Source organism: Streptomyces sp. NPDC036984, assembly GCF_055607665.1.
Genome location: NZ_JBVJRL010000023.1, coordinates 23,009 through 44,666, shown reverse-complemented (window position 1 = coordinate 44,666; position 21,658 = coordinate 23,009). Strand labels below are relative to the sequence as shown.

The following is a 21,658-nucleotide window of genomic DNA, read 5'->3' as shown; positions in this document are numbered from 1 at the left end:
TACGGGAGACCGTAAGGAAAGGACCCAGTTCAACCATGACGGAATCCGTCGACTCCGGACCGGACGCCCTCGCCGGGCTGCTCTCCGACGTGTGGGAAGCCGCCCTGGGCAAGCCCCCCTCCGGCCGGGACGCCGACTTCTTCGCCGCCGGCGGGGACTCGCTGCTGATGGTGCGCAGCGTCACCCAGCTGCGCAAGGCCGGCTTCGCCGCCGGACCCGCCGACTTCCTGCACGGCCGCACCTTCGGCGGCATCCTCGCCCGCCTGCACGCGGACAACACGACCGCGGGCCGGGCGCAGGCCCGGCCGTCCGCCGGGCCCGTGCCCCTGCTGCCCTGCCAGTCGCGCTGGATCTCCAACGCCTTCACGGACCCCGACCACTTCGGCTTCGTCTGGGTCTTCGACGTGCCCGAGACCACACCGGACGGCGACAAGGTCGACGCCGAGCGGATCGAGGCGGCCGTACGCCGGCTCAGCGACCGGCACGAGGCGCTGCGCACCCGTTACCTGCTGGACGGCCCCGACGGCCCGGTCGCCGAGGTCCTTCCCCAGGCACCGGACGGACTGTTCACCACCGTGGACGCCGACGACAGCCGACTCGCCGAGGCGTTCGAGGAGGCGGTGCGCGGCCATCGGCTCGCCGAGGGCCGCGTGTTCAACGCCCTGTGGCTGCCCCGGCAGCGCTACCTCCAGATCGCCGTGCACCACCTCACCCTCGACGGCTACTCCCTGACGATGCTGGCCGACGAGCTGGAAGACGCGCTGATCGGCCGCGAACCCGGGCGGTCCGCCGCCCAGCCCCGTGATCTCGCCGCCGACCTGGCCGCCTGGCTCGCGTCCCCGCGGGCCGACGAGGACGCGGCGCGCTGGACCGCGCTCGGCTTGGCGGACGTGCCCCCGGTGCCCACCGACTCGGACGGTCCGGGCACGCTGTCGACCTCCACTGCCGTCACGGCCGGCCTGGACGAGCGGCACACCGCCGCCCTCCAGACGGCGGCCGGACGGCTCGGGCACCCCGTCGGCCTTCTCGTGCTGGCCGCCGTCGCCCGGTCCGTGGCCGAGCGGTTCGACCTGCCCGCCGTCAGCGTGGACACGTACCACCACGGCCGGGACGGCGTCCCCGACGGCCACGACATCACCAGCGCACTCGGCTACCTCCAGTCGACGTACCCCGTGGTGATCCACTCCGGGCCGCGCGCGTCCTGGCAGACCGACGCCCTCGCCGACCTCGCCGCGGTTCCGCCGCACAAGTTCGGCTTCGACGCACTGCACCACGCGGGGGACCGGCTCCCGGCCGACGGCCCGGACGGGCCCGACGCCCTGCACGGCAGCGGGATCCGGCTCAACTTCCGCAGCCGTATCAACCAGGTCAACGACCGGGTGGGCCGCTGGCTGCGCCCGGCCGACGCGGCGGGCGGCAGCCGCCGGTCGGCCCGGCAGCGGGAACCGTGGGTGCTGAACGTGGAGGGCGACGTGGTGGCCGACCAGCTGGTGCTGACCATCCGGTACAGCACGGACCACTACACCGAGGAAACGGCACGGCAGCTGCTGGACGGGGCGACGGCACTGCTGTCGGAACTCGCCGGCGGCGACCCGGCCCCGGTCGACGGAGGTGCGCCCCGATGACCGGGCCCACCGACACACCCGGCTTCGCCACCCTGCTGCAACTGGCCGCCACCGCGCTGGGGCTGCCGCCGGCAGAGGTGCGGGAGCGGTGCGAACGCCTGTCCTTCACGGCCCTGGGCGGCTCGTCCCTCCAGGCCCTGCATCTCGTCGGCGAGGCCGCCCGGGCCGGCGCCGACCTGCCACTGCACCGGATCCTCGGGCGTGAACCGGTGGGCGCGGTGCTGCGCGCCGCCGGTCCGCCGCCCCCGGCCGCACCCTCACCCGAACTGACCGAGCCTGGCGCCGGCCGTGCCGCGCTGCCCGGGCAGACCGGCATGCTCGGCGTCGAGGACCTCGCCCCCGGCCCCGCCTACCACCTGCTGTTCACCGCCGAGGTCGACGGCGCCCCCGCGGTCGCGGTGCCGGCTGCACTGACCGCACTGGTCGAGCGGCACGAGGGCCTGCGCACCGTGTTCGTGCCGGCCGACCCCGAAACCGGCAGGGTCGGGCGCCGGGTCGTCCCGCACGCCAGGCCCGTGATCCGGCACCACACCCTGCGGATTCCGGACGGCACGGACCCCGTCGCCGTCGTGCACACGCAGCTGGCCGGGGCCGGCGCGGCACTGCTGCGCCCGTACGAACGGCCCCCGGTCCACTTCGCCGTCACCACCGTGACCCGGCCCGCTGCCGCCGACCGCCTGCTGGTGTCCGTCCTGGCCCACCACGCGCTGCTGGACGCCTGGTCGTTCGGCGTTCTCTTCGACGAACTGGCCGCCCTTCTCGCGGGGCAGATCCTGCCCACCCCAGCCCCCAGTCCGGAGAGCGTGCTCGCCGCGCACCGGGCCCGCACCGCCACGCCCGCCTGGCACGAAACACTGCGCGGCCGGGCCGACCGGCTGCGACCGGTCCCCCAGGTGCTCGAACTGCCCGGCGACGCGCGGCGGCCCGCCCGCTGGGAGGTGGGCGGCGACCGGCTGCCCGCCGCCTTCGGCCCGTCCTCGGCCCGGGCCTGGCGCGATCTGGCCCGGGCCACCGGCACCACCGGGACCGCCGTACTGCTGGCCGCCTACGCCCTGGTCCTGGGGCGGCGCAGCGGCGCGCGCGAACTCCTCGTCGGCGTGCCCGTCGCCGGACGCCGGGACCCAGCCCTCCACGGGGTGCTGGCCCCCTGCTCCGGGCTCGTCCCCGTGCACTGCGTCCTGGACGACACCGCGACCGTCACCGAGTATGTCGTGGCCGTCGCCGACGCGCTCTCGGACGCCGTGGCCGCGTCCGACGTCCCCGTCGAGGACCTCGTACCGGCCATCGGCGTGCCGCACGACCGCCGGCGCAACCCGCTGGTGCAGTTCGTCCTCGGTGCGCACGACGACCTGATACCGGAACAGGTACGGCGGGGCGAGGTCACCCTCCGCCTGCACGAGGGGCATTGCCACGGCGCGCCGTTCGACGCCACCCTCTACGTCCAGCGCACGGGCGACGAGCCGCGGCTGGCCCTTGAATACGCACACGGCGCCTTCCTGCCCGACGAGGCCCACGACCTGCTGGACGCTGTCGAGTGGACCCTGGAGGAACTCGCCGGGCTGCCCGCCGCGCCGCTCGCCGAGATACGGACCACAACCCCCGCCCAGCGGGCCCGCCTCGACGCGCTGCGCACCGGGCCCCCGCTGCCGCCGGAGGTCGCCGGCAGCGACCTGTGGTCCCTGGTGCTGGCCACCGCCCGCGCCCACCCCGACGCCCCGGCCGTCCGGGACGGCGACACCACACTGACGTACACGGAGCTGGTCCGGTCCGTGACCGCCCAGGCCGCCGCACTCACCGAAGCCGGTGTCACCGACGGCGACCCGGTGCTGCTGGCCCTGGAACGCGGCGTCTTGGAGATCGTCGCCGTGCTGGCCGTCCTCGCCGTCGGCGCCCACTATGTCGCCATCGACCCGAGCACGCCCGACGAGCGGTTGCGCACCCTCCTGCGGGTCCTGCCCCCCGCGGCCGTCCTCGCCGGCACCGATCCGGCGAGCGGCACGTTCGCCCGGCGCGCGGAGAGCGCCTGCCCGCTCCCGGTACGCCGGGTCGCGCCCGTCGACATCCGTCTCGCGTCCCGCGAGCGGCAGCCGGAGGTGCAGCCGCCCGCTCCACGCGGCGACCGGGTGGCCTACATAGCCTTCACCTCGGGCTCGACCGGGCTGCCCAAGGCGGTACGGGTGCCGCACCGGGCCGTGGCCCGGCTGGTGTGGCCGTCGCCCGGGCAGGTCGTCTCCTGCGGCCCCGGACGGCGGATGCTGAGGCTGGCCCCCCTCGCCTTCGACGCTTCCACCCTGGAGGTCTTCGCCCCCCTGGTCGGCGGGGGCTGCGTCGAGGTCCATCCGCCCGGCCTGGTCGCGCCCGCCGAGCTGGCCCGGTTCCTGCTGGAACGCGAGGTCGACGTGCTGTGGCTGACGGCAGGGCTCTTCCGGCTCATGGCCGACTTCGCCCCGCACGGCTTCGCCCGCGCCTCGCACGTCCTCGCCGGCGGGGACGTGGTGCCGCCCGAGCAGGTCCGCGACCTGCTCACCCGTTACCCGGGCCTGCGCGTGACCAACGGCTACGGCCCCACGGAGAACACCACGTTCAGCACCGTCGCCCACTTCGACGACCCGTGCGAGGCGATCGGCCCCCTGCCGATCGGCACCCCCGTACCCGGCAGTGGCGCACTGGTCCTCGACGCGTCGGGACGGGCCGTTCCGCCCGGCGGCATCGGCGAGTTGTACGTCACCGGGCTGGGCCTCGCGCTGGACTACGCGGGGGACGCCGAACGCACAGCGGACTCGTTCCGCGTGATCCCGGCCGCCGGGGAGCGCACCTACCGCACCGGTGACCTCGTCCGGCTGACCGGTGCGGGGCAATTGCGTTTCCTCGGCCGCGTGGACCGGCAGGTGAAGATCCGGGGCTACCGTGTGGAACTGGACGAGGTCCGCCTCGCGTTGGCCGCACAGCCCGGTGTGAAGGACGCCGCGGTCGTCGCCGTCGGCCCGGACGCGGCGCAGCGCCGCCTGGTGGCCGGCGTCGTACCCGACGGCCCGGCCGGCCTGTCCGCGTCGCAGCTGGCCGCCCGCCTCTCCCGCATCCTGCCGGGCTACTGCGTCCCCACGCTGTGGTCGGTGCTCGACACGATTCCGCTGACCACCAACGGAAAGGTGGACGCGGCGGCCGTGGCGGCGGGGGCACGACCGTTGGTGGAAGAGCAGGAACGCCAGGCGCCGGAGGCGGGACCGACTCCCTTGCCTGAGCCGTCTACTGGGCCCGAGGCGTCTTCCGGGCCCGAGACGGCCGCCGCGCCCGAGACGGCCGCCGCGCCCGAGGCGTCTGCCGCGGTGGGGCCGGCTCTTACCGCAGCCCCGGATCCCGCCGCCGCCCTCGCGCGGCTCGCCTGGACGCAGGCGCTCGGTCGTCCGCCCTCCGGCCCGGACGCGGAGTTCTTCCGTTCCGGTGGCGACTCCCTGGCCTTCGCCCGTCTGGTGGCCTGGCTCACCAGGGAGCACGGGGTGCGTGTCGCTCCCCGGGACCTGTACGCCTCGCCCACCTTCCGCACCTTGTCCGAACTCATCCGCCCCGAGCTGACCACGGTGGGAGGCCGCCCGTCATGACGGCATTCGCTCTGCCGGAGGAACACCCCGAAAGTCCGGCACGTACCGTACTCGTCGTCCCGCACGCCGGCGGCGGTTCCGCGACCGCCAACCCGCTGCGGGCCGCTCTCCCCGACGACTGGCTGGTGGCAGGCGTGGCCTTCGGCGGCCGGGAGTCCCGCTTCCTCGACGAACCACCCGCCCGGCTGGCCGACCTGGTCGGGGACACCGTCGCCGCCGCGACCGAGGCCGAGGAGCTCACCGGCACCGCCCCCGTGCTGCTCGGCCAGTGCTCGGGCGCCCTGGTCGCCTGGCTGGCCGCGATCGAGCTGTCCCGGCGGGGCAGAACCGTTCCAGGACTCGTGCTGGTGTCCCGGTCGGCTCCCTCGTGGCCCGGCGACCTGCCCGACGCGACCGCCGCCGACGCCGACTTCATCCGTCAGGTGATCGACATGGGAAGCGTCCCGGAGGAGATCGCCGAGATGCCCGAGCTGCTAGAACTGCTGCTGCCCTCCCTGCGAGCCGACTTCACCGCCCTCGCCGAGTGGCTGCCCGAGCGGACCGACCCGGCGATGACGACGCCCGCCCCGGCCCTGGCGCTCTACGCCCCCGACGACCCGGGATGCCCGGTCGACTCCGTCGAGGCATGGCGCGACAGCGTCTCCGCCCTGGAGATCACGCCCGTGAAGGGCGGCCACCTGTTGCTGGCCACGAACCCCGTCGGCGTCGCCGCCGCGCTCACCGCCTGGCTGCCGCCGATCGCTCCGGAAGGGGACCACCGTGCTGGAACTGTCTGACGTCGTCCTGGCCCTGGGGCCGGACGGAGCCGAACGCGTCCTGCTGCGCGGCGCCGACCTGCGTGTCGCCGCCGGCGAGACGGTGCTGCTCACCGGCCTCGACGCCACGGCGCGCCGAAGCCTCGCCGCGCTGCTCACCGGCCGCCTGCGCCCCCGGTACGGCACGGTCCGCGCGGCCCGGGCCCGGACCGGTGCCCTCGGCGACCGCCCCCGCGCAGGGGAGACGCTCGTCCTGGACGGTGGTGACCGTCCGACCGCGACGGCGACCACCACGCCCCTGCCGAACGGGCCACACGCCGGCGTCCTGGTGCTCGGCGGGCCCGGCTGGACGTCGGCGCCGATCCCGGGCGAGCACCGCACACTGACTCTCCAGGGCGGCCGCTTCCTGGCCGAGCCGCAGCGGCCCGCGCCGCCGCCGGCCGTTCGCATGACCCTGGACGAGGTACGGCAGCGCACCCACCGTTCCCTCACCGAGGCCGGTACCGACGCCGGCACCGCCTCCCTCGTCGCCGACGTCCTCGTCGACGCCGACCGGCGCGGCCACGCCTCGCACGGTGTCGCCCTGCTGCCGACGTATCTGCGGCGCATCACGGACGGCGGCATCGTCGCCGGCGCCGAACCGCGGCTCACCTCCGTCACGTCCACGCTGGCCTCCGTCGACGCGGGCGGCGGGTTCGGCCAGCCCGCCGCCGACCTGGCCGCCCGCTGGTGCGCGACCACCGCCGCGGAGCACGGCCTGGCCGCCGTCGCGGTGCACACCAACAACCATGTCGGCATGCTCGCCGCCTACCGCCGGCCCTTCCAGGAGCACGGTGTGGTCGGCCTGCTGCTCAACATCTCGGCGCCCTCGGTGGCCGCCCCGGGCGCTCGCCGCCCCACCCTCGGCAGCAATGCCGTCTGTCTGGTCACTCCCACGCCGGCGGAAGAGCCTTTCTGTATCGACCTCGCCACCGGCATCGTCGCCGCGGGCAAGATCAGAGACGCCCGGCACCGCGGCGAACCCGTCCCCCCAGGCTGGCTGCTGGACCCCGAAGGCGCCCCCACCACCGACCCCGCCGAACTCGACCAGGGCGGCTCCATACCCCTGTTCGGCGACTACAAGGGCCTGTGCATCACCTTGATCGCCGAGATCCTGGCCGGCGGCCTGGCCGGCGGCCTGGTCAGCCCGGACGTGGCTCGGCAGGTCACGCGGACGGGCGAAGTCATGCGCTGCGCACAGCTGTTCGTCGGGTTCTCGGTCCGGCACTTCACCGACCCCGCGGTGCGTTCCGACGCGCCCGCCGCCCCGGCCGACCTCGCGGCCCTGGTCACCCAGCTGCGCGGTGCCGTGGAGGCGGGCCACGACACGACGCCCGAACGACCCTACTTCCCCGACCAGTTGGAGGAGGGCAAGGCCGAACACGCCGAGAAGCAGGGCCTGGAGCTGCCCGCGTCGATCGTCACGGCACTGGGCTGGGACGCCTCATGACGCCGCTCGCCGATCCTGCCCTCGGCAGCGCTCCGGGCTGGCCGCTCGTGCTCTACTTCCACCACGTCAACCCGCTGGTCCGGCACTACACCTCGCTGGACCCGGACGACTTCCGCCGCGGTCTGGAGACCGTCCTGACGCGGGTGGGACCGGCGCTGGAGCCCACCGACGTCGGACCCGGCTTCCGGCCGCCCGACAACCCGAGCGTGCTGTTCACCTTCGACGATGGCTACCGCGACACGCTCACCCTGGCCGCTCCCGTGCTGGCCGAGTTCGACGTCCGCGTCCTGCTGTTCTGCACCACGGAGCGACTCGACCGCGCGTCCACGATGACGCCGCAGCAACGCGCCGCTCTGCCGCCCAGGGAGTCCTACCTGGACTGGGCGGAGGCCGGTCGCCTGGCGGCCGACGGTCATGTCCTGTCCGCGCACACCCGCACGCACCCCAAACTCGACGAGCTGGACCCGGCGAGCGCCGAACGCGAGGTGCACGACGCGCTGCGGGACGTGGCCGAGCGGACCGGACGCCCCGCGCGCTCCTTCGCCTACCCCTACGGCCTCATCCCCGAGGTGAACCCGGTGCCGTCCACCGTGCTCGGCTTCGGGACCGTGAAGTCCGCCCCCGCCCCCTGGACGGCTCGCCCGCTCCAGATCAGGCGCACCTACCTGCCGGTCCACGAGACCGACCGCTGGCCCGCCATGGCCGCAGATTGGAGAGAACAGTGGTACGGATCTCGGTGCTCATCCCCACCCGCAACAGGGCAGCGGACCTGCGCCGATGTCTCGACGGCCTCGCCGAGTGCGCCCACCGGCTGCCGGCCGGCGTGACGCTGCACCAGGTCATCGTGGTGGACGACGCCTCCACCACCCCCGACGCCACGGCACCGGCCCGCGACAGCGACCTGCCCGTGGTCCTGCTGCGCAACCCCGAGCGGCTCGGCGCGGGGGCCAGCAGGCGTCTGGGCGTGGAGGTCGCGGACGGCGATGTGCTGGCCTTCCTGGACGACGACGCCGTACCGCGGGGCGACTGGCTGACGGTGGCGGCCGGTGTGGACGCCGACCGGCCGGCCCTCACCGGCCGGGTCCTGGGCTTCGACGCCGGTCTCGTCTCGCGCGCCCGGCAGGCGCGCTACGACGCCCGCTACCGGGCACTGCGCGAGGGCACCCCGGTCGACTTCTTCGCCTGCGGCAACGGTTCCGTGCTCACGTCGGCGTTCCACGGGGTGCACGGATTCAGCAACGAGGGGGTGGGCGGCGACAACAGTCTCGCCCGCTCTCTCGACGAGGTCGGGACCCCCGTCCGGTTCCACCCCGATCTCGTGATCGCCCACCGCAACGGCAAGGGATGGTCCGCCGCCCTGCGCAACGCATGGTCCGCCGGGGCCGACCACCCCCGGCGCATGACCGTCTCCGACCTGGTCGCCACCGCCCGGAACAGCGCCGTCGGCGACGACCACGCGGTGCGCGAGCTGAACCGGGCCCTTGGCGTCGTGCACGCCCTCGGCCGCCTGATGCCCCGCACCCGAGACGAGACAGCGGCCCCGGCGGCCGTGCGGCACGGACCCGGGGACCGACCGGCGCAGAGCCCGACCGCCACGACGACCCGGCGCGGTGCGTGATGAGCGAACTCACCCTGCCGGTCAGCACGCGCACGCCCGTGGGAGCGCGCTGCCGCGTCGGTGTCATCGGCCTCGGCTACGCCGGGCTGCCGCAGGCGGTCGCCTTCGCGGAGGCCGGGCACCCGGTGATCGGTATCGACAACCGCCCCGAGGTGACGGCGACGCTCCGCGACGGCCGCAGCCCCGTCGACACCGTCCCCGACGACCGGGTGCGACGGCTCGGCGATGCGCTGTGCGCCGTGGACGACACCGAGGCGCTGGCCGGCTGCTCCGCGGTGGTGGTGTGCGTGCCCACCCCCGTCGACGCCGCCGGGGAACCGGACCTGACCGCCCTGCGCGCCGCCTGCGGCACGGTCGCGGCCCACCTGCGACCCGGCCAGCTGGTGGTGATCGAGTCCACCGTGTACCCGGGAGTGACGGACGGCGTGGTCCGGGCCGTCCTGGAACGCTCCGGCCTCGTCGCCGGCGTGCACTTCAGCCTGGCGCACGTCCCGGAACGCGTGGATCCCGGCAACCCCGTGTTCGACTCGGCCGACACCTCGCGCGTGATCGGCGGTCTCACCCCGGTCTGCGCCCTGCGTGCCGAGGAGCTCTACGGAGGCGTCGTGTCCTCCGTGCACATCACGGCCGGGCTGCGCGAGGCCGAGGCCACGAAGGTCCTGGAGAACACCTACCGCCAGGTCAATCTCGGGCTGGTCCACGAATTCGCCGCCTACTGCGACGCCCTGGGCATCGACGCGACGGCGGTGATCGACGCGGCCGCGACCAAGCCGTTCGGGTTCCAGCCCTTCTACCCCGGCGTCGGCGTCGGCGGCCACTGCATTCCCGTCGACCCCCTGTACCTGGCGCACTCGGCGCGCGCCGCCGGGACACCGTTGCACCTGGTGGAGCTGGCCCAGCGCATCAACGACGAACGCCCGGTCAGGGTTGTGGACCTGTGCGAGACGCTGCTGCGGACGGCGGGAACCCCGCTGGACGGAGCCGAGGTCCTGGTCCTCGGCGTCAGCTACAAACCCAATGTGTCCGACATCCGCAACAGCCCCGTGGTGCCCCTGATCCGCGAGCTGACCGCCCGCGGCGCCCAGGTCCGCATCCATGACCCGTACGTCCCCGAACTACTCGTGGACGGCCGCCACCACAAGTCCGTGTCCCGTCTCGGCGCCGTGATCGCCGAGGCCGACCTCGTCCTCGTCGCCCAGCACCACTCCGTCTACGACACCGAACTCCTGCACCACGCACGTCTTGTGTACGACCCCCGGAGGCACGCATGAAACCCAGGCTGAGCGTCTACACGGCCTCGCAGCAGGGCACCGACTACGATCGCCTGCTCAGTGTGGCCCGCACCGCCGAGGACTGCGGATACGACGGCTTCTTCACCTCCGACCACTACCTGAAGCTGGGCGACGTCCCGGGCCTGCCCGGCCCGATCGACTCCTGGACCGTCCTGGCCGGACTGGCCAGGGAGACGAGCCGGATCCGGCTGGGCACCCTGATGAGTTCGGCGACCTTCCGCCTCCCGGGTCCCCTGGCGATCGCCGTGGCCCAGGTGGACCACATGAGCGGCGGCAGGGTCGAACTCGGCCTGGGCACGGGCTGGTACGAGGAGGAGCACACGGCGTACGGCATCCCGTTCCCCACGCTCCGCGAGCGCTTCGACCGCTTCGAGGAACAACTCGCCGTCATCACGGGCCTGTGGGAGACCCCACCGGGAAAGACCTTCACCTACGAGGGCACGTACTACCGGCTCGCGGACTCGCCGGCGCTCCCCAAGCCGGTCCAGCAGCCCCGGCCGCCCCTTCTGATCGGCGGCGACGGCCCGTCCCGCACCCCCCGCCTGGTCGCCCGCTACGCCGACGAGTTCAACGTCCCCTTCCTGTCCCTGGACGCGACCGTTCCGCTCTTCGACCGCGTCCGTCAGGCATGCCGCGACGCCGACCGCGACCCGGACACCCTCCACCTGTCCGTCGCCCAGGTCCTGTGCTGCGGCCGCACCGAAGCGGAATTCCGCCGCCGTGCCGCCGCCCTGGGCCCCGAGGGCGGCGCGTTCTCCAAGAGCCGCATCTCCGGCACGCCGTCCGAAGTCGTCGACAAGATCGGCAGATTCGTCGAGGCGGGCGTCGACCGTATCTACCTCCAGCCGTTCGACCTGGAGGACCGCGACCACCTGGAAGTCGTCGCCGCGGAGGTCATGCCCCAACTCGCCTGACGGGCCGGGCCCGCCGCAGGCCGGTGCGTCCACGGCACCCCGGACGACCGGGGATCGCCGCGTCCGTGTCCCCTGTCATGCCTCCCCGGACTCCCTCGGTTCCAGATGGGACGCCAGGACCGCCGCCTGCACCCGGCGCTGGACGCCCAGCTTCGCCAGGATCCGCGAGATGTGGTTCTTGACGGTCTTCTCCGACAGGAACAGCTTCTTGCCGATCTCGCGATTGGTGAGACCGTCTCCGATCAGCGCGAGGATGTCCCGCTCGCGCGGCGACAGGCTCGCGAGCTCGGGCGGCAGCGACGCGGACACGGAGGGCTCCGCCCGCAGGGAGTTCATCAGGCGGGCCGTCGTCGCGGGGTCCAGCATCGACTGCCCGGACGCGACGGTGCGCACGGCCGACACCAGGTCCGAGCCCTTGATCTGCTTCAGCACATAGCCGGAGGCCCCGGCCATGATGGCGTCCAGCAGTGCGTCCTCGTCGTCGAACGAGGTCAGCATCAGACACGCGAGTTCCGGCATCCGGCTGCGCAGTTCGCGGCAGACCGTGATGCCGTCGCCGTCCGGGAGCCGGACGTCGAGCACGGCGACGTGCGGGCGCAGGGCGGGGCCGCGGGCGAGGGCGTGCTCGGCGGTGTCCGCGTCGCCGACCACCGAGATGTCAGGTTCGGCGTCGAGCAGGTCGGTCAGTCCACGCCGTACCACCTCGTGGTCGTCCAGGAGGAACACGCGGATCGGGTCCTGTTCCGTGAAGGTGCGTGTCTCGGCCATGAGGACCTCTCGTTCCGCGGGTGACGGACGCTGCGTGCGGTTCACGAGCCTGATCATCCATCCGTCGCCGCCGTCCCGGCTAGGGCCGACCGGCCCCACTCGTTCCATGATTCGTCGCGGGCGGGGTCGCCCAGCACGTCCACCACCCTTTCGAGGTACCGCACCGGGCGCGCCGCGGCTTCCGGCTGTGCGGATCAGAGTGGGGCGAGGATCATGAGGATCTCGTCGCGGTCGTCGCCTTCGGCAAGTCGGAGGGCGCCCGGCCACCGGCCGACTTCCTTCCAGCCGAGCCGCCCGTAGAAGTTCTCCAAGCCAACGCCGCTGCGGGCGGCGAGGCGCAGTTGTTCCAGGCCCATCTCTTCCTTGGCGACCTTGCGCACCTCATTCATGAGGGCACGGCCGACACCACGCCCGCGTATGGCGGTGCGGGTCTGAACATGATGGAGAGTGCCCCAGTGCGCGATCAGCTCGGACCGGTCGCGACGAACGTTGAGCCAGCCTGCGAGTTCCCCATCCATGGTTGCCGTGAGCAGTCGACTGGTGTCGGGAGCGAGCAGGCCGATGATGCGATCGAGAACCGACGTCACCGTGGCGGCATCGACAGGAGGAAAGGGAAAGCCTGCCGGACCGCCCGCGTCGGTGACCTCGACCCAGCACTCGGTGAGAGCGCGTCGGAGCTGGGGGGTGGCGTCGTCCGGGGAGGTGAGCTGCTGGAAGGTGAGTGCGGCAGTCATCCCGAGATCATGGCACTCAGCTCTTACGCGCATAAAGCAACTGCAATGGCCGCCGCAGCCCCCGTACGGGCCGTTCGGCGGCCCGTCGCCCCGCCCCCCGGACAGGGCCGGTCGGTCCCGCACGGGGACCTGCGGCCCCTGACCCCGCGAGCCGGGGTGCCATCACGCTGGAAGCGGAACCCGGTCCCGGGAGGTCGTGGTGATGACCCGAAGCGTCACGGCAGGTCTCGACGGCTCGCCCGAGAGCCGGGCCGCCGGCGAATGGGCGGCGCGCGAAGCACGGCTACGCGGTCTGCCGCTGAAGATCGTCCACGTCCGGGAGCCGCTGCCCGGACCCGTGGCCCGGGCCCCGCTCGTCGGCGCCGAGACCCGCCGGCCCCGGACCGGAGAGGTTCCCCGTGAGGCCGCCGAGGGGCTGCGGCTGCGTCACCCCGGGCTCGAAGTGATCACCGACCAGTTCACCGGGAACCCGGCCGAAGCCCTGACCGAGGCGGCGGACGCCGCCGAGCTCATGGCCCTGGGCTCCCGCGGCTTCGGTGCGATCGGTGGGTTCATGGCCGGTTCGGTCAGCCTGGCCGTCATCGCCCACGCCGAACGCCCCGTGGTGCTGGTCCGGGCCGGAGAGCAGGCCGCCGACGAGCACAAGGCGGACCCGGCCGGCGTACCGTCCGCCGCGACCCCCTTCCGGCCCGTCGTCCTCGGCCTGGACACCGGTGCCCCGGACGAGGCCCTGCTGGAGTTCGCCTTCGACGCCGCCGCGCGCCGGGGCGCCTCCTTGCGGGTCGTGCACGGCTGGAGCGAGCCGTCCGCTTCCTTCCACCACTTCCACGGGGACGCCGAGCGGACCGGATCGCTCGCCCGCGGGCAGTCCACGGTCCTGACCGAGCTGCTGCGGCCCTGGCGGCAGAAGTTCCCGGATGTGCAGGTGATCGAGGCGAGCCGGTGCGGCAGCGCCGCGCAGGTGCTCGTCGGCGCGTCCCGCCAGGCATCGCTGGTCGTCGTCGGCCGGCGCATCCGCACCAACCCCCTCGGCCCGCATATCGGCCACGTCGCGCATGCCGTCCTGCACCACGTCGTGGCCCCGGTCGCCGTGGTTCCGCACGACTGACCGTCGCCCGACGCGCACGACCCACGCCTACGAGGCTCCATGGGCCCCAGGCAGCGGCCGCGGGAGTCGCGCGTGCAGCTCGAAGACCTCTTCCAGTCCCGTCACCCGCAGCATCCGCCGCACGGTCGCACTCTCCGTGACCAGCCGCAGCCGGCCCTGGCGGGCCAGTGCCCGGTTGCGTGCGCGGCACAGCACACCCAGCCCGGCGCAGTCGATGAACGCCACCGACCGCAGATCCACCACCAGGTCGGGGCGCGTATGTGCGGTGAGGGCGTCGAGCCGTTCCGCCAGGGTGGAGACGGTCAGCAGATCGATGTCGCCGCGCAGGGACACGAGGGTCGCTCCGCCGCTCACCCCATGGGCCACGACCACGTCCTGCTCGGCGCGGTGCTCTGGCAGCTGGGCCGTGTCGTTCTCGGACATAGGGAGAGCCAACCGGGGACGCCGGACGGGGCGGTAGGGCCGTCCGGCCCTGGCCGGGAGCCCGTCCGGGCACCGCGCGGCACGTGCGGGCCCTCGTGCCGACGGTTTCGAGGAGGGTGCCGTGCAGCCGGACGTGAGGGCCGGACGGCTCAAGCAGTACCGCTCACCCGCCCGCGAAGCTGAACGTGCGGGACCGGATCCGGCACCGTGCCGGAACGGCGGATCCCCGCGGCGGACCGACCGAAGAGGGTGAGGAGCGCCATGAAAGGCTCCGCCCTCGACCGACAGACCGGCCGAGGGCAGTGGCGCTCCTACGCTCGGCCCGACGCGTCGTCCCTCCCGGCGAGCAACACCCCCGTGACCGGTTCGGGATGGATACGGACCGCGTGGTCCATCCCCTGGTGCGGCACCCAAGGAGCCAACAGGCCGCGAATCCGCGCCAGTTCGGCAGGATCGGTGACCAGGCGGGCGTAGCCGGTCACCACCACGCTCCAGCCGAGATGCGTGTCCGGGTCGATCACGTCGGCCTCGTAGGCGACCACCACACCGGCGCTGTCGGACTGCCGGGCCTGGGACGTCGGGGACGCGCCCTCGTGCGTGCGGATCACGAGGTCACCGCCGTCCAGGATGTGGTCGACCGGGCGGACGGTGGGCAGCGCCTGACGCGTGAAGACGACCCGGCCCAAGGACAGGCTGCCGAGCAGGCGCAGCGCCTCGGCCCGGTCGAGTTCGACGTGGTGGGGCGTCGCTGCGGGATGACGGATCACGGCTGGCTTCGCGCGCGGGGGACTCTCTTGCCGCCGGAACGGGGCCCGTGCGTGCTGTCGCACCGCACGGGCGGAGCGACACCGCGGGGGATTCGGTGCCGCTCCTGACTCCACGATCCGTCCCGGCCCGTCCGCCTCTCCAGTGCCGATCGGCCCCCGAACCGGGGCCGGCCGTCCTTCCGTTCGCTCCGCTTCGGCCACCGGTGTCGAAGCGGAGCACCATCAGCCGGACCGACTCGTCGACCGCGGGGAGGGGGAGTGGCCGATTGCCGCTCCGACGTCCCGTCGTCCACTGGGGACGGGATACGGTGGAGCTGACCCCCGGTGCCGGGTCGGCGCGCCTAGGAGACCTGGAGGGACGTGGTGGCAAGCCCGGAGGAGCCCCGCGTACGACTGCCTCAGCTGAAGCTCGACGAGCTGCTGGAGGAGCTTCAGGCTCGGATCGACGCGGCTCGGGGCACGCAGGACCGCGTGCACAGTCTGCTGGAGGCGGTGCTCTCCGTCGGCCGTGAGCTGGAGCTGGAGCAGGCCCTGCGCTCCATCGTGGAGGCGGCCGCGGTGCTCGTGGAGGCCGAGTACGCGGCCCTGGGCGTCATCGGCCCGGACGGCACCCGGCTGTCCGCCTTCCACACCGTGGGCGTCACCGAGGAGCAGATCGCCGTGATCGGCCCCTACCCGGAGGGCCACGGCATCCTCGGCGAGCTGATCCGCGACCCGCAGCCGCTCCGGCTCGCGAAGATCTCCGGCCACCCGGCCTCGTACGGTTTCCCGCCGGGCCATCCGCCGATGAACAGCTTCCTCGGTGTCCCGATCCGGGTCCGCGACCAGGTCTTCGGCAACCTGTACCTGACCGAGAAGCGCGGTGGGCTGGAGTTCGACGAGGAGGACGAGTCGGTCCTCTCCACACTGGCCGTGGCCGCCGGCGTGGCCATCGACAACGCCCGCCTGTACGAGGACTCCCGGCTGCGCGAGCGCTGGCTGCGGGCCAACGCGGAGATCGGCAACAGCCTGATGTCCGGCAGCGAGCGTGCCGAGTCCCTCGGGCTGATCGCCGAGCGGGCCCGGGAGATCTCGGGCTCGGCGCTGGCAGCGGTCGCCCTGCCCATGGAGGGCACGAAGTCGCTCACCGTCGAGATCGCCGTCGGAGTGGACGCGGAGGCGCACCGCGGACTGGTGCTGCCCATGGAGGAAAGCCTGATGGGGCTGGCGTACATCGCGAGTGCCCCGGTCACCAGCGACGATGTCGTGCACGACCCCCGGATCGCGCCCGAGCCCCCACGTTTCGGCGGTCTCGGCCCCGCCGTGGCCGTCCCGATCGGCACCGGGGCGGGCGGCGTTCGAGGGGTGGTGCTGGTGGTCCGCGAAGCCGGCAGGCAGGTCTTCCGCCGGAAGGAGACCGAGATGCTCCAGGGCTTCGCCGCCCAGGCCGCGATCGCGATGGAACTGGCCGAGCGCAGGCAGGACGCCCAGCAGATCGCACTCCTGGAGGACCGCGACCGGATCGCCCGCGATCTGCACGACCTGGCCATCCAACGGCTGTTCGCCACCGGGATGACCTTGCAGAGCGCGGGCCGTTTCATCGAGCACCCGGAGGCCGCCGAGCGGGTGCTGCGGGCCGTGGACGACCTGGATGAGACCATCAAGATCATCAGGTCGACGATCTTCGGGCTGCGAGCCCGCCAGGGCACCGCCCGGAGCGGACTGCGGGCGCGGGTCGTACGGGTGGCCGGCGAGGCCGCCCCCGTGCTGGGCTTCGCCCCCAGCGTGCGCATGGAGGGACTGGTCGACACCGACGTGCCGGCCGAGATCGCGGACCACGTCGTGGCCGTACTGTCCGAGGCCCTGACCAACATCGCCCGGCACGCCCGCGCCGACCGGGCCCAGGTGGTCCTCACGACCGACGGCCGCGAGGTGTGTCTGATGGTCTCCGACAGCGGCGTGGGCATCCCGCCCGCCGGCCGGCGCAGCGGACTGCGCAACATGGCTGAGCGGGCGGAGAATCTCGGCGGGCGACTCGAGGTGACCAGCCCCGAAGGACACGGCACCATGCTGGACTGGCGGGTCCCGCTACCCTCGTGAACTCGGAGGGTGCGGACAGGTGCGGGACGCCGCCCGGATTCCGCTCGCCGCGGTCATGTCAGGCCACCGCTGCCGTAGGGGGCGTAGAGGTCGAGCAACCGGATGCGGGAGGCGTGCAGCCGCTGGGCGACCACGCGCCCGACCCAGGCGGCGATCGTCCGGCCGAACGCAGGGTCTTCCGCGCACAGTGCGCGTACGGTCTCGGCGTCGAACTCCCAGGCCCGCACCGGGCTCATCGCCTCGGCGCCCAGTTGCCAGAGATACGGCGGGAAGTGCCAGGACCACCCGACGAGTTCGCCGCGCCCGAGTGTCTCGATGACGGCCGGCTGGCGGCCGGGCACGTGCAGGTCGAGGGCGACGGTGCCGGTGCGCACGATCCAGAAACGGTCGGCGCGCCGACCCTCCTCGAACAGGCGGGCCCCGGCCTCGAAGGAGACCTCGTGGGCGAGGCGCATCAGCCGTTCGCGGTGCACGGGCTCAAGTGCCGTGGTCATGGTGGTGGCGGAGGTCATCGCACCGGCTCCCTTCTTGGCTTCTGCTCCCAGGGTGGGCGCGTCCGGCCCGGACCGCCACGGGCCACTCGGGCCCGGCCTGGGGCCCATCGGCCCCGAGCCGGACGACGCCGCCGGCCGGACCGCGGGGGAGGAGAACGCTCGGAGCGGCCCTGCTCCGGTCCCTTCGTCCGTCGAGACCACGACACCCTCATCTGCGGATCGACGGCACGAGCGGCCGGCACCGGATCGCCGCGGCACCCGGAACCACCGACCGGGCCACGGCGGACAGGACGGGAAGGGCGCCACCCGCTTCTCGCGGATCCGGATTGCGCGGTGCGCGGCTGCCAGCCGCTTCCCCGCGTCTTCAGCGGGTCCTTCCCGTCCCTACCAGCACACCATGGAAACGGGATGCGCACCAGAGCCGACCGGCCCGATCCCGCGGGCAACGCGAGCAGTACGACGCGGTGACCACCTCACTCGCCCCGGCGGCCCGGCCCGCCGCGGCAGACGCCGAGAACAGCGAATCGCGTGCCGAGTGGGACGCGTCAGTGGCTCCGGCCGGCGTTGAGCCGGGCGGCCTGGCGCGTCAGGTGGTCGCGCTCGGCGAGGTTGGGTGCCGTGTGGGCCGCCTCGGCGTACAGCCGGGCCGCCGTCGTCAGGTCGCCGTCGCGCTCGTGCAGGTACGCCGCCACCGCGGTGTGGCGGGGCAGCGAGGCGTCCAGCTCCGCGAGCGCCGCCAGCCCGGCGCGCGGTCCGTCGGCCTCGCCGACCGCCACCGCGCGGTTGAGCCGGACGACCGGGCTGTCGGTCAGGCGCGCAAGCTCGTCGTACCACTCGACGATCTGCACCCAGTCGGTCTCCTCGGCGGTGGGCGCGTCGGCGTGGAGAGCCGCGACGGCGGCCTGGGCCTGGAACTCGCCCAGCCGGTCGCGGGCGAGGGCGGCCTGAAGGATCTCGACGCCCTCGGCGATCAGCCCGGTGTCCCACCGGCCGCGGTCCTGCTCGGCGAGCGGTACCAGGCTGCCGTCCGGTGCGGTCCGCGCGGCGCGCCGGGCGTGGTGGAGCAGCATGAGGGCGAGCAGCCCCGCCACCTCGGGGTGGTCGATGGCGGCCGCGAGCTGCCGGGTGAGCCGTATGGCCTCGGCGGCGAGGTCGACGTCGCCGGAGTAGCCCTCGTTGAAGACGAGGTAGAGGACGCGCAGCACGGTGGCGACGTCACCGGGCTGGTCGAACCGCACGCCCGAGACGGTGCGCTTGGCCCGGCTGATCCGCTGGGCCATGGTCGCCTCGGGCACCAGGTACGCCTGGGCGATCTGGCGGGTGGTCAGCCCGCCCACGGCCCGCAGGGTGAGTGCGACCGCGGACGACGGCGTCAGCGACGGGTGGGCGCACAGGAAATAGAGCTGGAGCGTGTCGTCCACCGCGGCCGCGGGCCCGGGCGCCGGCTCCGCGTCGAGACGGTCCTCACGCCGGCGGCGGGCGGCATCCGCCCGGGTCGCGTCGAGGAACTTGCGCCAGGCCACGGTGACCAGCCAGCCCTTGGGGTCCCGCACGGCCTCGCCCCTGCCCGAAGAGCTGGGGGAGGCGGCGGGCCAGCCGCGGACCGCCTCGAGAAGCGCGTCCTGTACGGCGTCCTCGGCCGCCGCGAAGTCGGCTCCGCGGCGGACGAGGACGCCGATCACGCTCGGCGTGAGGCTGCGGAGCAGGGGCTCGTCCATCGGTGAGGTCACTCCGTGATGGTGGGCGGCGCGGCCAGGAACGGGCGCACCTCCAGCCACTCGTGGATCGGCTTCCCGCCCGCTCCGGGCGCGGCCGACAGCTCCCCGGCCAGTTCGACGGCGCGCTCGTAGCTGTCGACGTCGATCACCATCCAGCCGGCGATGAGGTCCTTGGTCTCGGCGAACGGGCCGTCGGTGACCGGCGGGCGCCCCTCACCGTCGTACCGGACCCACGCCCCCTCCGGGGCGAGGGCCTGGCCGTCGACGAACTCGCCGGTCTTCTCCAGCCGGGCCGCGAAGTCCTGCATGTACTGCACGTGAGCCGAGATCTCCTCCGGCGTCCACTGGTCCATGGGCACGTCGTTGACCGGAGCCGGGGCGCCGCGGTAGTGCTTGAGCAGCAGGTACTTGGCCATGGTGTCTCTCCTCGGTGCTGGTGCGACCCATTGTGGTCGCCTTCACCACGGGGACGGAGCCCGTCAGGGGTTCTCGACATCGCCGGCCAAGATTTTTTCACCGCTGTTCAGGGTGTGCCCGGCGGGTCACGTGACTAGCCCATGTGAAGGCGCGCATGCATATGCGTGACGGGGGGATGGGAAGTGATACCGGGACACGACGGGAGGCGATCATGGCAGGTTTTCTGGACCGGGCCAAGGAGCAGGCGCAGAGCGCCCTGAACCAGGGCAAGCAGAAGGTGGAGGAGGTCCAGGCGCAGCGTGCCGGCACCGATCTGCTGAAGCAACTCGGTGCGGCGTACTACGCCGAGCGGCGCGGCAGTGGGTCGGCGCAGGCCACTCAGGACGCCCTCTCCGCTCTGGAATCCCACATCGCCACTCACGGGGACGGTTTCCTGCGCGCCTGAGCGGGAGAACCGTCGCCGCTGCTCACGCGATCGGGCACGCGGTGAGGTGCCGCGTCCGCGGGGGGGGGGCTTCGTCAGACCGGTACCGTCACGCCCAGCTGGGCCTCGACGTTGACGATCTCGGACATCATGGCGATCTTGCCCTCGACACGGCCGAATTCGCCGGGCTTGTTCGCCCCCCACAGCAGGCCGACGGCCGTCGGCTGGGTGGCGTCGAGGACCAGGGATCCCGAGTCGCCGGGCAGGGCGAACACCCCGTCCGGATTGACGCCGTCCGCCGGGCGCGGGTCGTCCGCGAGGATCTCGGCCTGATCGATCAGCCAGGTGTCCGATGAGCCCGCCGACCACTGGACGGTCCAGAAGTTGGCGATGACCCTCCCGAACGTGAGGAGCGTCTGAGAGCCCCGCTTCCGGACGGGCTGCGTGACGAAGGAACGGGCCGTCGCGGTGACCTTGGCGACCAGGTCCGCCCCGCCGGGCGTCCGGCCGACGATCCGCCTGGAGAGCGTCCGGCCGTTCGACTGCGCGTCGTCCAGATGGAAGACCGCCGCGTCCACGAGGCCCACGAGGACGGGCGAGCCCGGCAACGGAGGCGTCTGCGGGAAGTCGGCGCGGTCCACCCTTCCCAAGTTGTCCGTGTGAGGCACCGTGCTGCCCACGACCAGAGGCGGGTTGACCGGCTGCCAGACGGTGTGCGGGAAGTCGTTCTCGGGACCTCCGGCCACGTGGTAGCAGGTCAGTCCCAGCAACTCGGCCTCGGCCGTGCTCGCGTCCGCGACGATGACGCCCATGGTTCCCTCGGCGACCAGCGGGTTGCGAATCATGACTCCGCCCGGCAGGTCACCGTAGCGCAGGGTGTCAGGTGTAGCGCACGGCTGTATCTGCCGGACGATGACGCACACGGGCAGCCCGCCGATCTCGTCGGGGATGTCCGCGGTGATGTATCGGGGGTGGTCCACCTGGACGCGGACCGCGAGTTCGTCCAGGAGTTCACCCCGCTCCTCGCGCAGCCCGATGCCCATCCCGGTGACACCGGGCAGCGCCAGCAGGTCCGGCTCGACGCGGTTCTTCGCCTGGACGAGTTCCTCGGGGATGTCCATGATTCCTCCCACGCCTGCGGCCAAAAGACGCTGATGCGGGAGAACGCAGTGATTCGAGCAGCGGGATCATGGCCACGAGGAGATAGCGGAATGCAGCACGACGATTCCCATTTCGGGCTCATTCCATCCTAGGACCCCCTTGTGCCACTGTCATTTCGAGGATCGGTCCTGAAGGCGCAGGCGGGCAATTCGCTTCCCTGGCCCTGTGGTTGGTACTCCAGTTGCAGATCGTTGTGCGCCCTGGGCTTGGGGCTGTCTGTCGCTGACGGAAACCAGGTGGGAGCTCGGCGTACTACCTGGGTAAGGTCGGGCA

19 protein-coding genes are annotated in these 21,658 nt (G+C 73.2%); 11 read left to right on the top strand and 8 right to left on the bottom strand.

Going from position 1 to position 21,658, the window contains the following annotated elements; translation table 11 throughout:
- Window positions 1–35 precede the first annotated feature (35 nt).
- The 8 genes from ACZ7DL_RS31410 to ACZ7DL_RS31375 are packed head-to-tail and all read left to right on the top strand — an operon-like array spanning window position 36 to window position 11,292.
- The gene (locus tag ACZ7DL_RS31410) at window positions 36–1,625 is read left to right on the top strand and encodes a condensation domain-containing protein (protein ID WP_470779335.1); all 1,590 of its coding nucleotides are present in this window, start codon (window positions 36–38) and stop codon (window positions 1,623–1,625) included.
- Window positions 1,622–5,224, top strand: coding sequence for an amino acid adenylation domain-containing protein (locus tag ACZ7DL_RS31405; RefSeq protein WP_470779333.1), 3,603 nt, complete (start codon window positions 1,622–1,624; stop codon window positions 5,222–5,224). Before ACZ7DL_RS31410 ends, ACZ7DL_RS31405 begins: the two co-directional genes overlap by 4 nt.
- The gene (locus tag ACZ7DL_RS31400) at window positions 5,221–6,000 is read left to right on the top strand and encodes a thioesterase II family protein (protein WP_470779331.1); all 780 of its coding nucleotides are present in this window, start codon (window positions 5,221–5,223) and stop codon (window positions 5,998–6,000) included. The genes ACZ7DL_RS31405 and ACZ7DL_RS31400 overlap by 4 nt, the downstream gene beginning before the upstream one ends.
- Window positions 5,984–7,468, top strand: coding sequence for an Ldh family oxidoreductase (locus ACZ7DL_RS31395; protein ID WP_470779329.1), 1,485 nt, complete (start codon window positions 5,984–5,986; stop codon window positions 7,466–7,468). Before ACZ7DL_RS31400 ends, ACZ7DL_RS31395 begins: the two co-directional genes overlap by 17 nt.
- Window positions 7,465–8,295 (top strand): polysaccharide deacetylase family protein, encoded by an 831-nt coding sequence (locus ACZ7DL_RS31390; RefSeq protein ID WP_470779327.1) that lies wholly within the window; start codon window positions 7,465–7,467, stop codon window positions 8,293–8,295. Before ACZ7DL_RS31395 ends, ACZ7DL_RS31390 begins: the two co-directional genes overlap by 4 nt.
- The gene (locus tag ACZ7DL_RS31385) at window positions 8,205–9,086 is read left to right on the top strand and encodes a glycosyltransferase (protein WP_470779326.1); all 882 of its coding nucleotides are present in this window, start codon (window positions 8,205–8,207) and stop codon (window positions 9,084–9,086) included. Before ACZ7DL_RS31390 ends, ACZ7DL_RS31385 begins: the two co-directional genes overlap by 91 nt.
- Window positions 9,086–10,357, top strand: a complete 1,272-nt coding sequence (locus tag ACZ7DL_RS31380; protein ID WP_470779324.1) for a nucleotide sugar dehydrogenase — start codon at window positions 9,086–9,088, stop codon at window positions 10,355–10,357. Before ACZ7DL_RS31385 ends, ACZ7DL_RS31380 begins: the two co-directional genes overlap by 1 nt.
- Window positions 10,354–11,292, top strand: a complete 939-nt coding sequence (locus ACZ7DL_RS31375; protein WP_470779322.1) for an LLM class F420-dependent oxidoreductase — start codon at window positions 10,354–10,356, stop codon at window positions 11,290–11,292. The genes ACZ7DL_RS31380 and ACZ7DL_RS31375 overlap by 4 nt, the downstream gene beginning before the upstream one ends.
- A 75-nt stretch (window positions 11,293–11,367) precedes the next feature.
- On the opposite strand, the gene ACZ7DL_RS31370 is transcribed toward ACZ7DL_RS31375, so the two are convergent.
- Together ACZ7DL_RS31370 and ACZ7DL_RS31365 are read right to left on the bottom strand one after the other, a co-directional pair.
- Complete coding sequence (locus ACZ7DL_RS31370; protein WP_470779320.1) at window positions 11,368–12,060, bottom strand: response regulator; 693 nt, start codon at window positions 12,058–12,060, stop codon at window positions 11,368–11,370.
- A gap of 194 nt (window positions 12,061–12,254) precedes the next feature.
- The gene (locus ACZ7DL_RS31365; RefSeq protein WP_470779318.1) at window positions 12,255–12,794 is read right to left on the bottom strand and encodes a GNAT family N-acetyltransferase; all 540 of its coding nucleotides are present in this window, start codon (window positions 12,792–12,794) and stop codon (window positions 12,255–12,257) included.
- A gap of 202 nt (window positions 12,795–12,996) precedes the next feature.
- On the opposite strand from ACZ7DL_RS31365, the gene ACZ7DL_RS31360 reads away from it, so the two are divergent.
- Window positions 12,997–13,902, top strand: a complete 906-nt coding sequence (locus ACZ7DL_RS31360) for a universal stress protein (RefSeq protein WP_470779316.1) — start codon at window positions 12,997–12,999, stop codon at window positions 13,900–13,902.
- 27 nt (window positions 13,903–13,929) lie between these two features.
- On the opposite strand, the gene ACZ7DL_RS31355 is transcribed toward ACZ7DL_RS31360, so the two are convergent.
- Both ACZ7DL_RS31355 and ACZ7DL_RS31350 read right to left on the bottom strand, forming a co-directional pair.
- Entirely contained in the window at window positions 13,930–14,325 is a 396-nt protein-coding gene (locus ACZ7DL_RS31355; RefSeq protein ID WP_470779314.1) for an STAS domain-containing protein, read from the bottom strand.
- A gap of 311 nt (window positions 14,326–14,636) precedes the next feature.
- A complete protein-coding gene (locus tag ACZ7DL_RS31350; protein ID WP_470779312.1) occupies window positions 14,637–15,092 on the bottom strand; it encodes a pyridoxamine 5'-phosphate oxidase family protein in 456 nt (151 codons plus the stop codon).
- A gap of 363 nt (window positions 15,093–15,455) precedes the next feature.
- Between ACZ7DL_RS31350 and ACZ7DL_RS31345 the strand changes: the two genes are divergently transcribed.
- Window positions 15,456–17,171, top strand: a complete 1,716-nt coding sequence (locus tag ACZ7DL_RS31345; protein WP_470779310.1) for a sensor histidine kinase — start codon at window positions 15,456–15,458, stop codon at window positions 17,169–17,171.
- A 53-nt stretch (window positions 17,172–17,224) separates the two neighbouring features.
- On the opposite strand, the gene ACZ7DL_RS31340 is transcribed toward ACZ7DL_RS31345, so the two are convergent.
- The 3 genes from ACZ7DL_RS31340 to ACZ7DL_RS31330 form a co-directional block, all read right to left on the bottom strand.
- Window positions 17,225–17,683 carry a Crp/Fnr family transcriptional regulator gene (locus ACZ7DL_RS31340; protein WP_470779309.1) on the bottom strand — a complete coding sequence of 153 codons (459 nt, stop codon included), beginning with the start codon at window positions 17,681–17,683 and terminating at the stop codon, window positions 17,225–17,227.
- Window positions 17,684–18,210: 527 nt separating this feature from the next.
- Window positions 18,211–19,383 (bottom strand): RNA polymerase sigma factor, encoded by a 1,173-nt coding sequence (locus tag ACZ7DL_RS31335; RefSeq protein WP_470779462.1) that lies wholly within the window; start codon window positions 19,381–19,383, stop codon window positions 18,211–18,213.
- 8 nt (window positions 19,384–19,391) lie between these two features.
- Window positions 19,392–19,799, bottom strand: a complete 408-nt coding sequence (locus ACZ7DL_RS31330) for a YciI family protein (RefSeq protein WP_470779308.1) — start codon at window positions 19,797–19,799, stop codon at window positions 19,392–19,394.
- Window positions 19,800–20,011: 212 nt separating this feature from the next.
- Between ACZ7DL_RS31330 and ACZ7DL_RS31325 the strand changes: the two genes are divergently transcribed.
- Window positions 20,012–20,245 (top strand): hypothetical protein, encoded by a 234-nt coding sequence (locus ACZ7DL_RS31325; RefSeq protein WP_470779307.1) that lies wholly within the window; start codon window positions 20,012–20,014, stop codon window positions 20,243–20,245.
- Window positions 20,246–20,319: 74 nt separating this feature from the next.
- Here the strand turns inward: ACZ7DL_RS31325 and ACZ7DL_RS31320 are convergent, their stop codons facing one another.
- Window positions 20,320–21,345: a chymotrypsin family serine protease gene (locus ACZ7DL_RS31320; protein ID WP_470779306.1), complete on the bottom strand. Its 1,026-nt coding sequence runs from the start codon at window positions 21,343–21,345 to the stop codon at window positions 20,320–20,322.
- Window positions 21,346–21,658: the final 313 nt, after the last annotated feature.

Bases quoted from the DNA above. Each gene is read 5' to 3' on its own strand.
- ACZ7DL_RS31405 (WP_470779333.1), top strand. From the start codon at position 1,622: ATGACCGGGCCCACCGACACACCCGGCTTCGCCACCCTGCTGCAACTG.
- ACZ7DL_RS31335 (WP_470779462.1), bottom strand. From the start codon at position 19,383: ATGGACGAGCCCCTGCTCCGCAGCCTCACGCCGAGCGTGATCGGCGTC.
- ACZ7DL_RS31330 (WP_470779308.1), bottom strand. From the start codon at position 19,799: ATGGCCAAGTACCTGCTGCTCAAGCACTACCGCGGCGCCCCGGCTCCG.
- ACZ7DL_RS31370 (WP_470779320.1), bottom strand. From the start codon at position 12,060: ATGGCCGAGACACGCACCTTCACGGAACAGGACCCGATCCGCGTGTTC.
- ACZ7DL_RS31390 (WP_470779327.1), top strand. From the start codon at position 7,465: ATGACGCCGCTCGCCGATCCTGCCCTCGGCAGCGCTCCGGGCTGGCCG.
- ACZ7DL_RS31375 (WP_470779322.1), top strand. From the start codon at position 10,354: ATGAAACCCAGGCTGAGCGTCTACACGGCCTCGCAGCAGGGCACCGAC.
- ACZ7DL_RS31380 (WP_470779324.1), top strand. From the start codon at position 9,086: ATGAGCGAACTCACCCTGCCGGTCAGCACGCGCACGCCCGTGGGAGCG.
- ACZ7DL_RS31355 (WP_470779314.1), bottom strand. From the start codon at position 14,325: ATGTCCGAGAACGACACGGCCCAGCTGCCAGAGCACCGCGCCGAGCAG.
- ACZ7DL_RS31340 (WP_470779309.1), bottom strand. From the start codon at position 17,683: ATGACCTCCGCCACCACCATGACCACGGCACTTGAGCCCGTGCACCGC.
- ACZ7DL_RS31325 (WP_470779307.1), top strand. From the start codon at position 20,012: ATGGCAGGTTTTCTGGACCGGGCCAAGGAGCAGGCGCAGAGCGCCCTG.
- ACZ7DL_RS31365 (WP_470779318.1), bottom strand. From the start codon at position 12,794: ATGACTGCCGCACTCACCTTCCAGCAGCTCACCTCCCCGGACGACGCC.
- ACZ7DL_RS31410 (WP_470779335.1), top strand. From the start codon at position 36: ATGACGGAATCCGTCGACTCCGGACCGGACGCCCTCGCCGGGCTGCTC.
- ACZ7DL_RS31360 (WP_470779316.1), top strand. From the start codon at position 12,997: ATGACCCGAAGCGTCACGGCAGGTCTCGACGGCTCGCCCGAGAGCCGG.
- ACZ7DL_RS31400 (WP_470779331.1), top strand. From the start codon at position 5,221: ATGACGGCATTCGCTCTGCCGGAGGAACACCCCGAAAGTCCGGCACGT.
- ACZ7DL_RS31320 (WP_470779306.1), bottom strand. From the start codon at position 21,345: ATGGACATCCCCGAGGAACTCGTCCAGGCGAAGAACCGCGTCGAGCCG.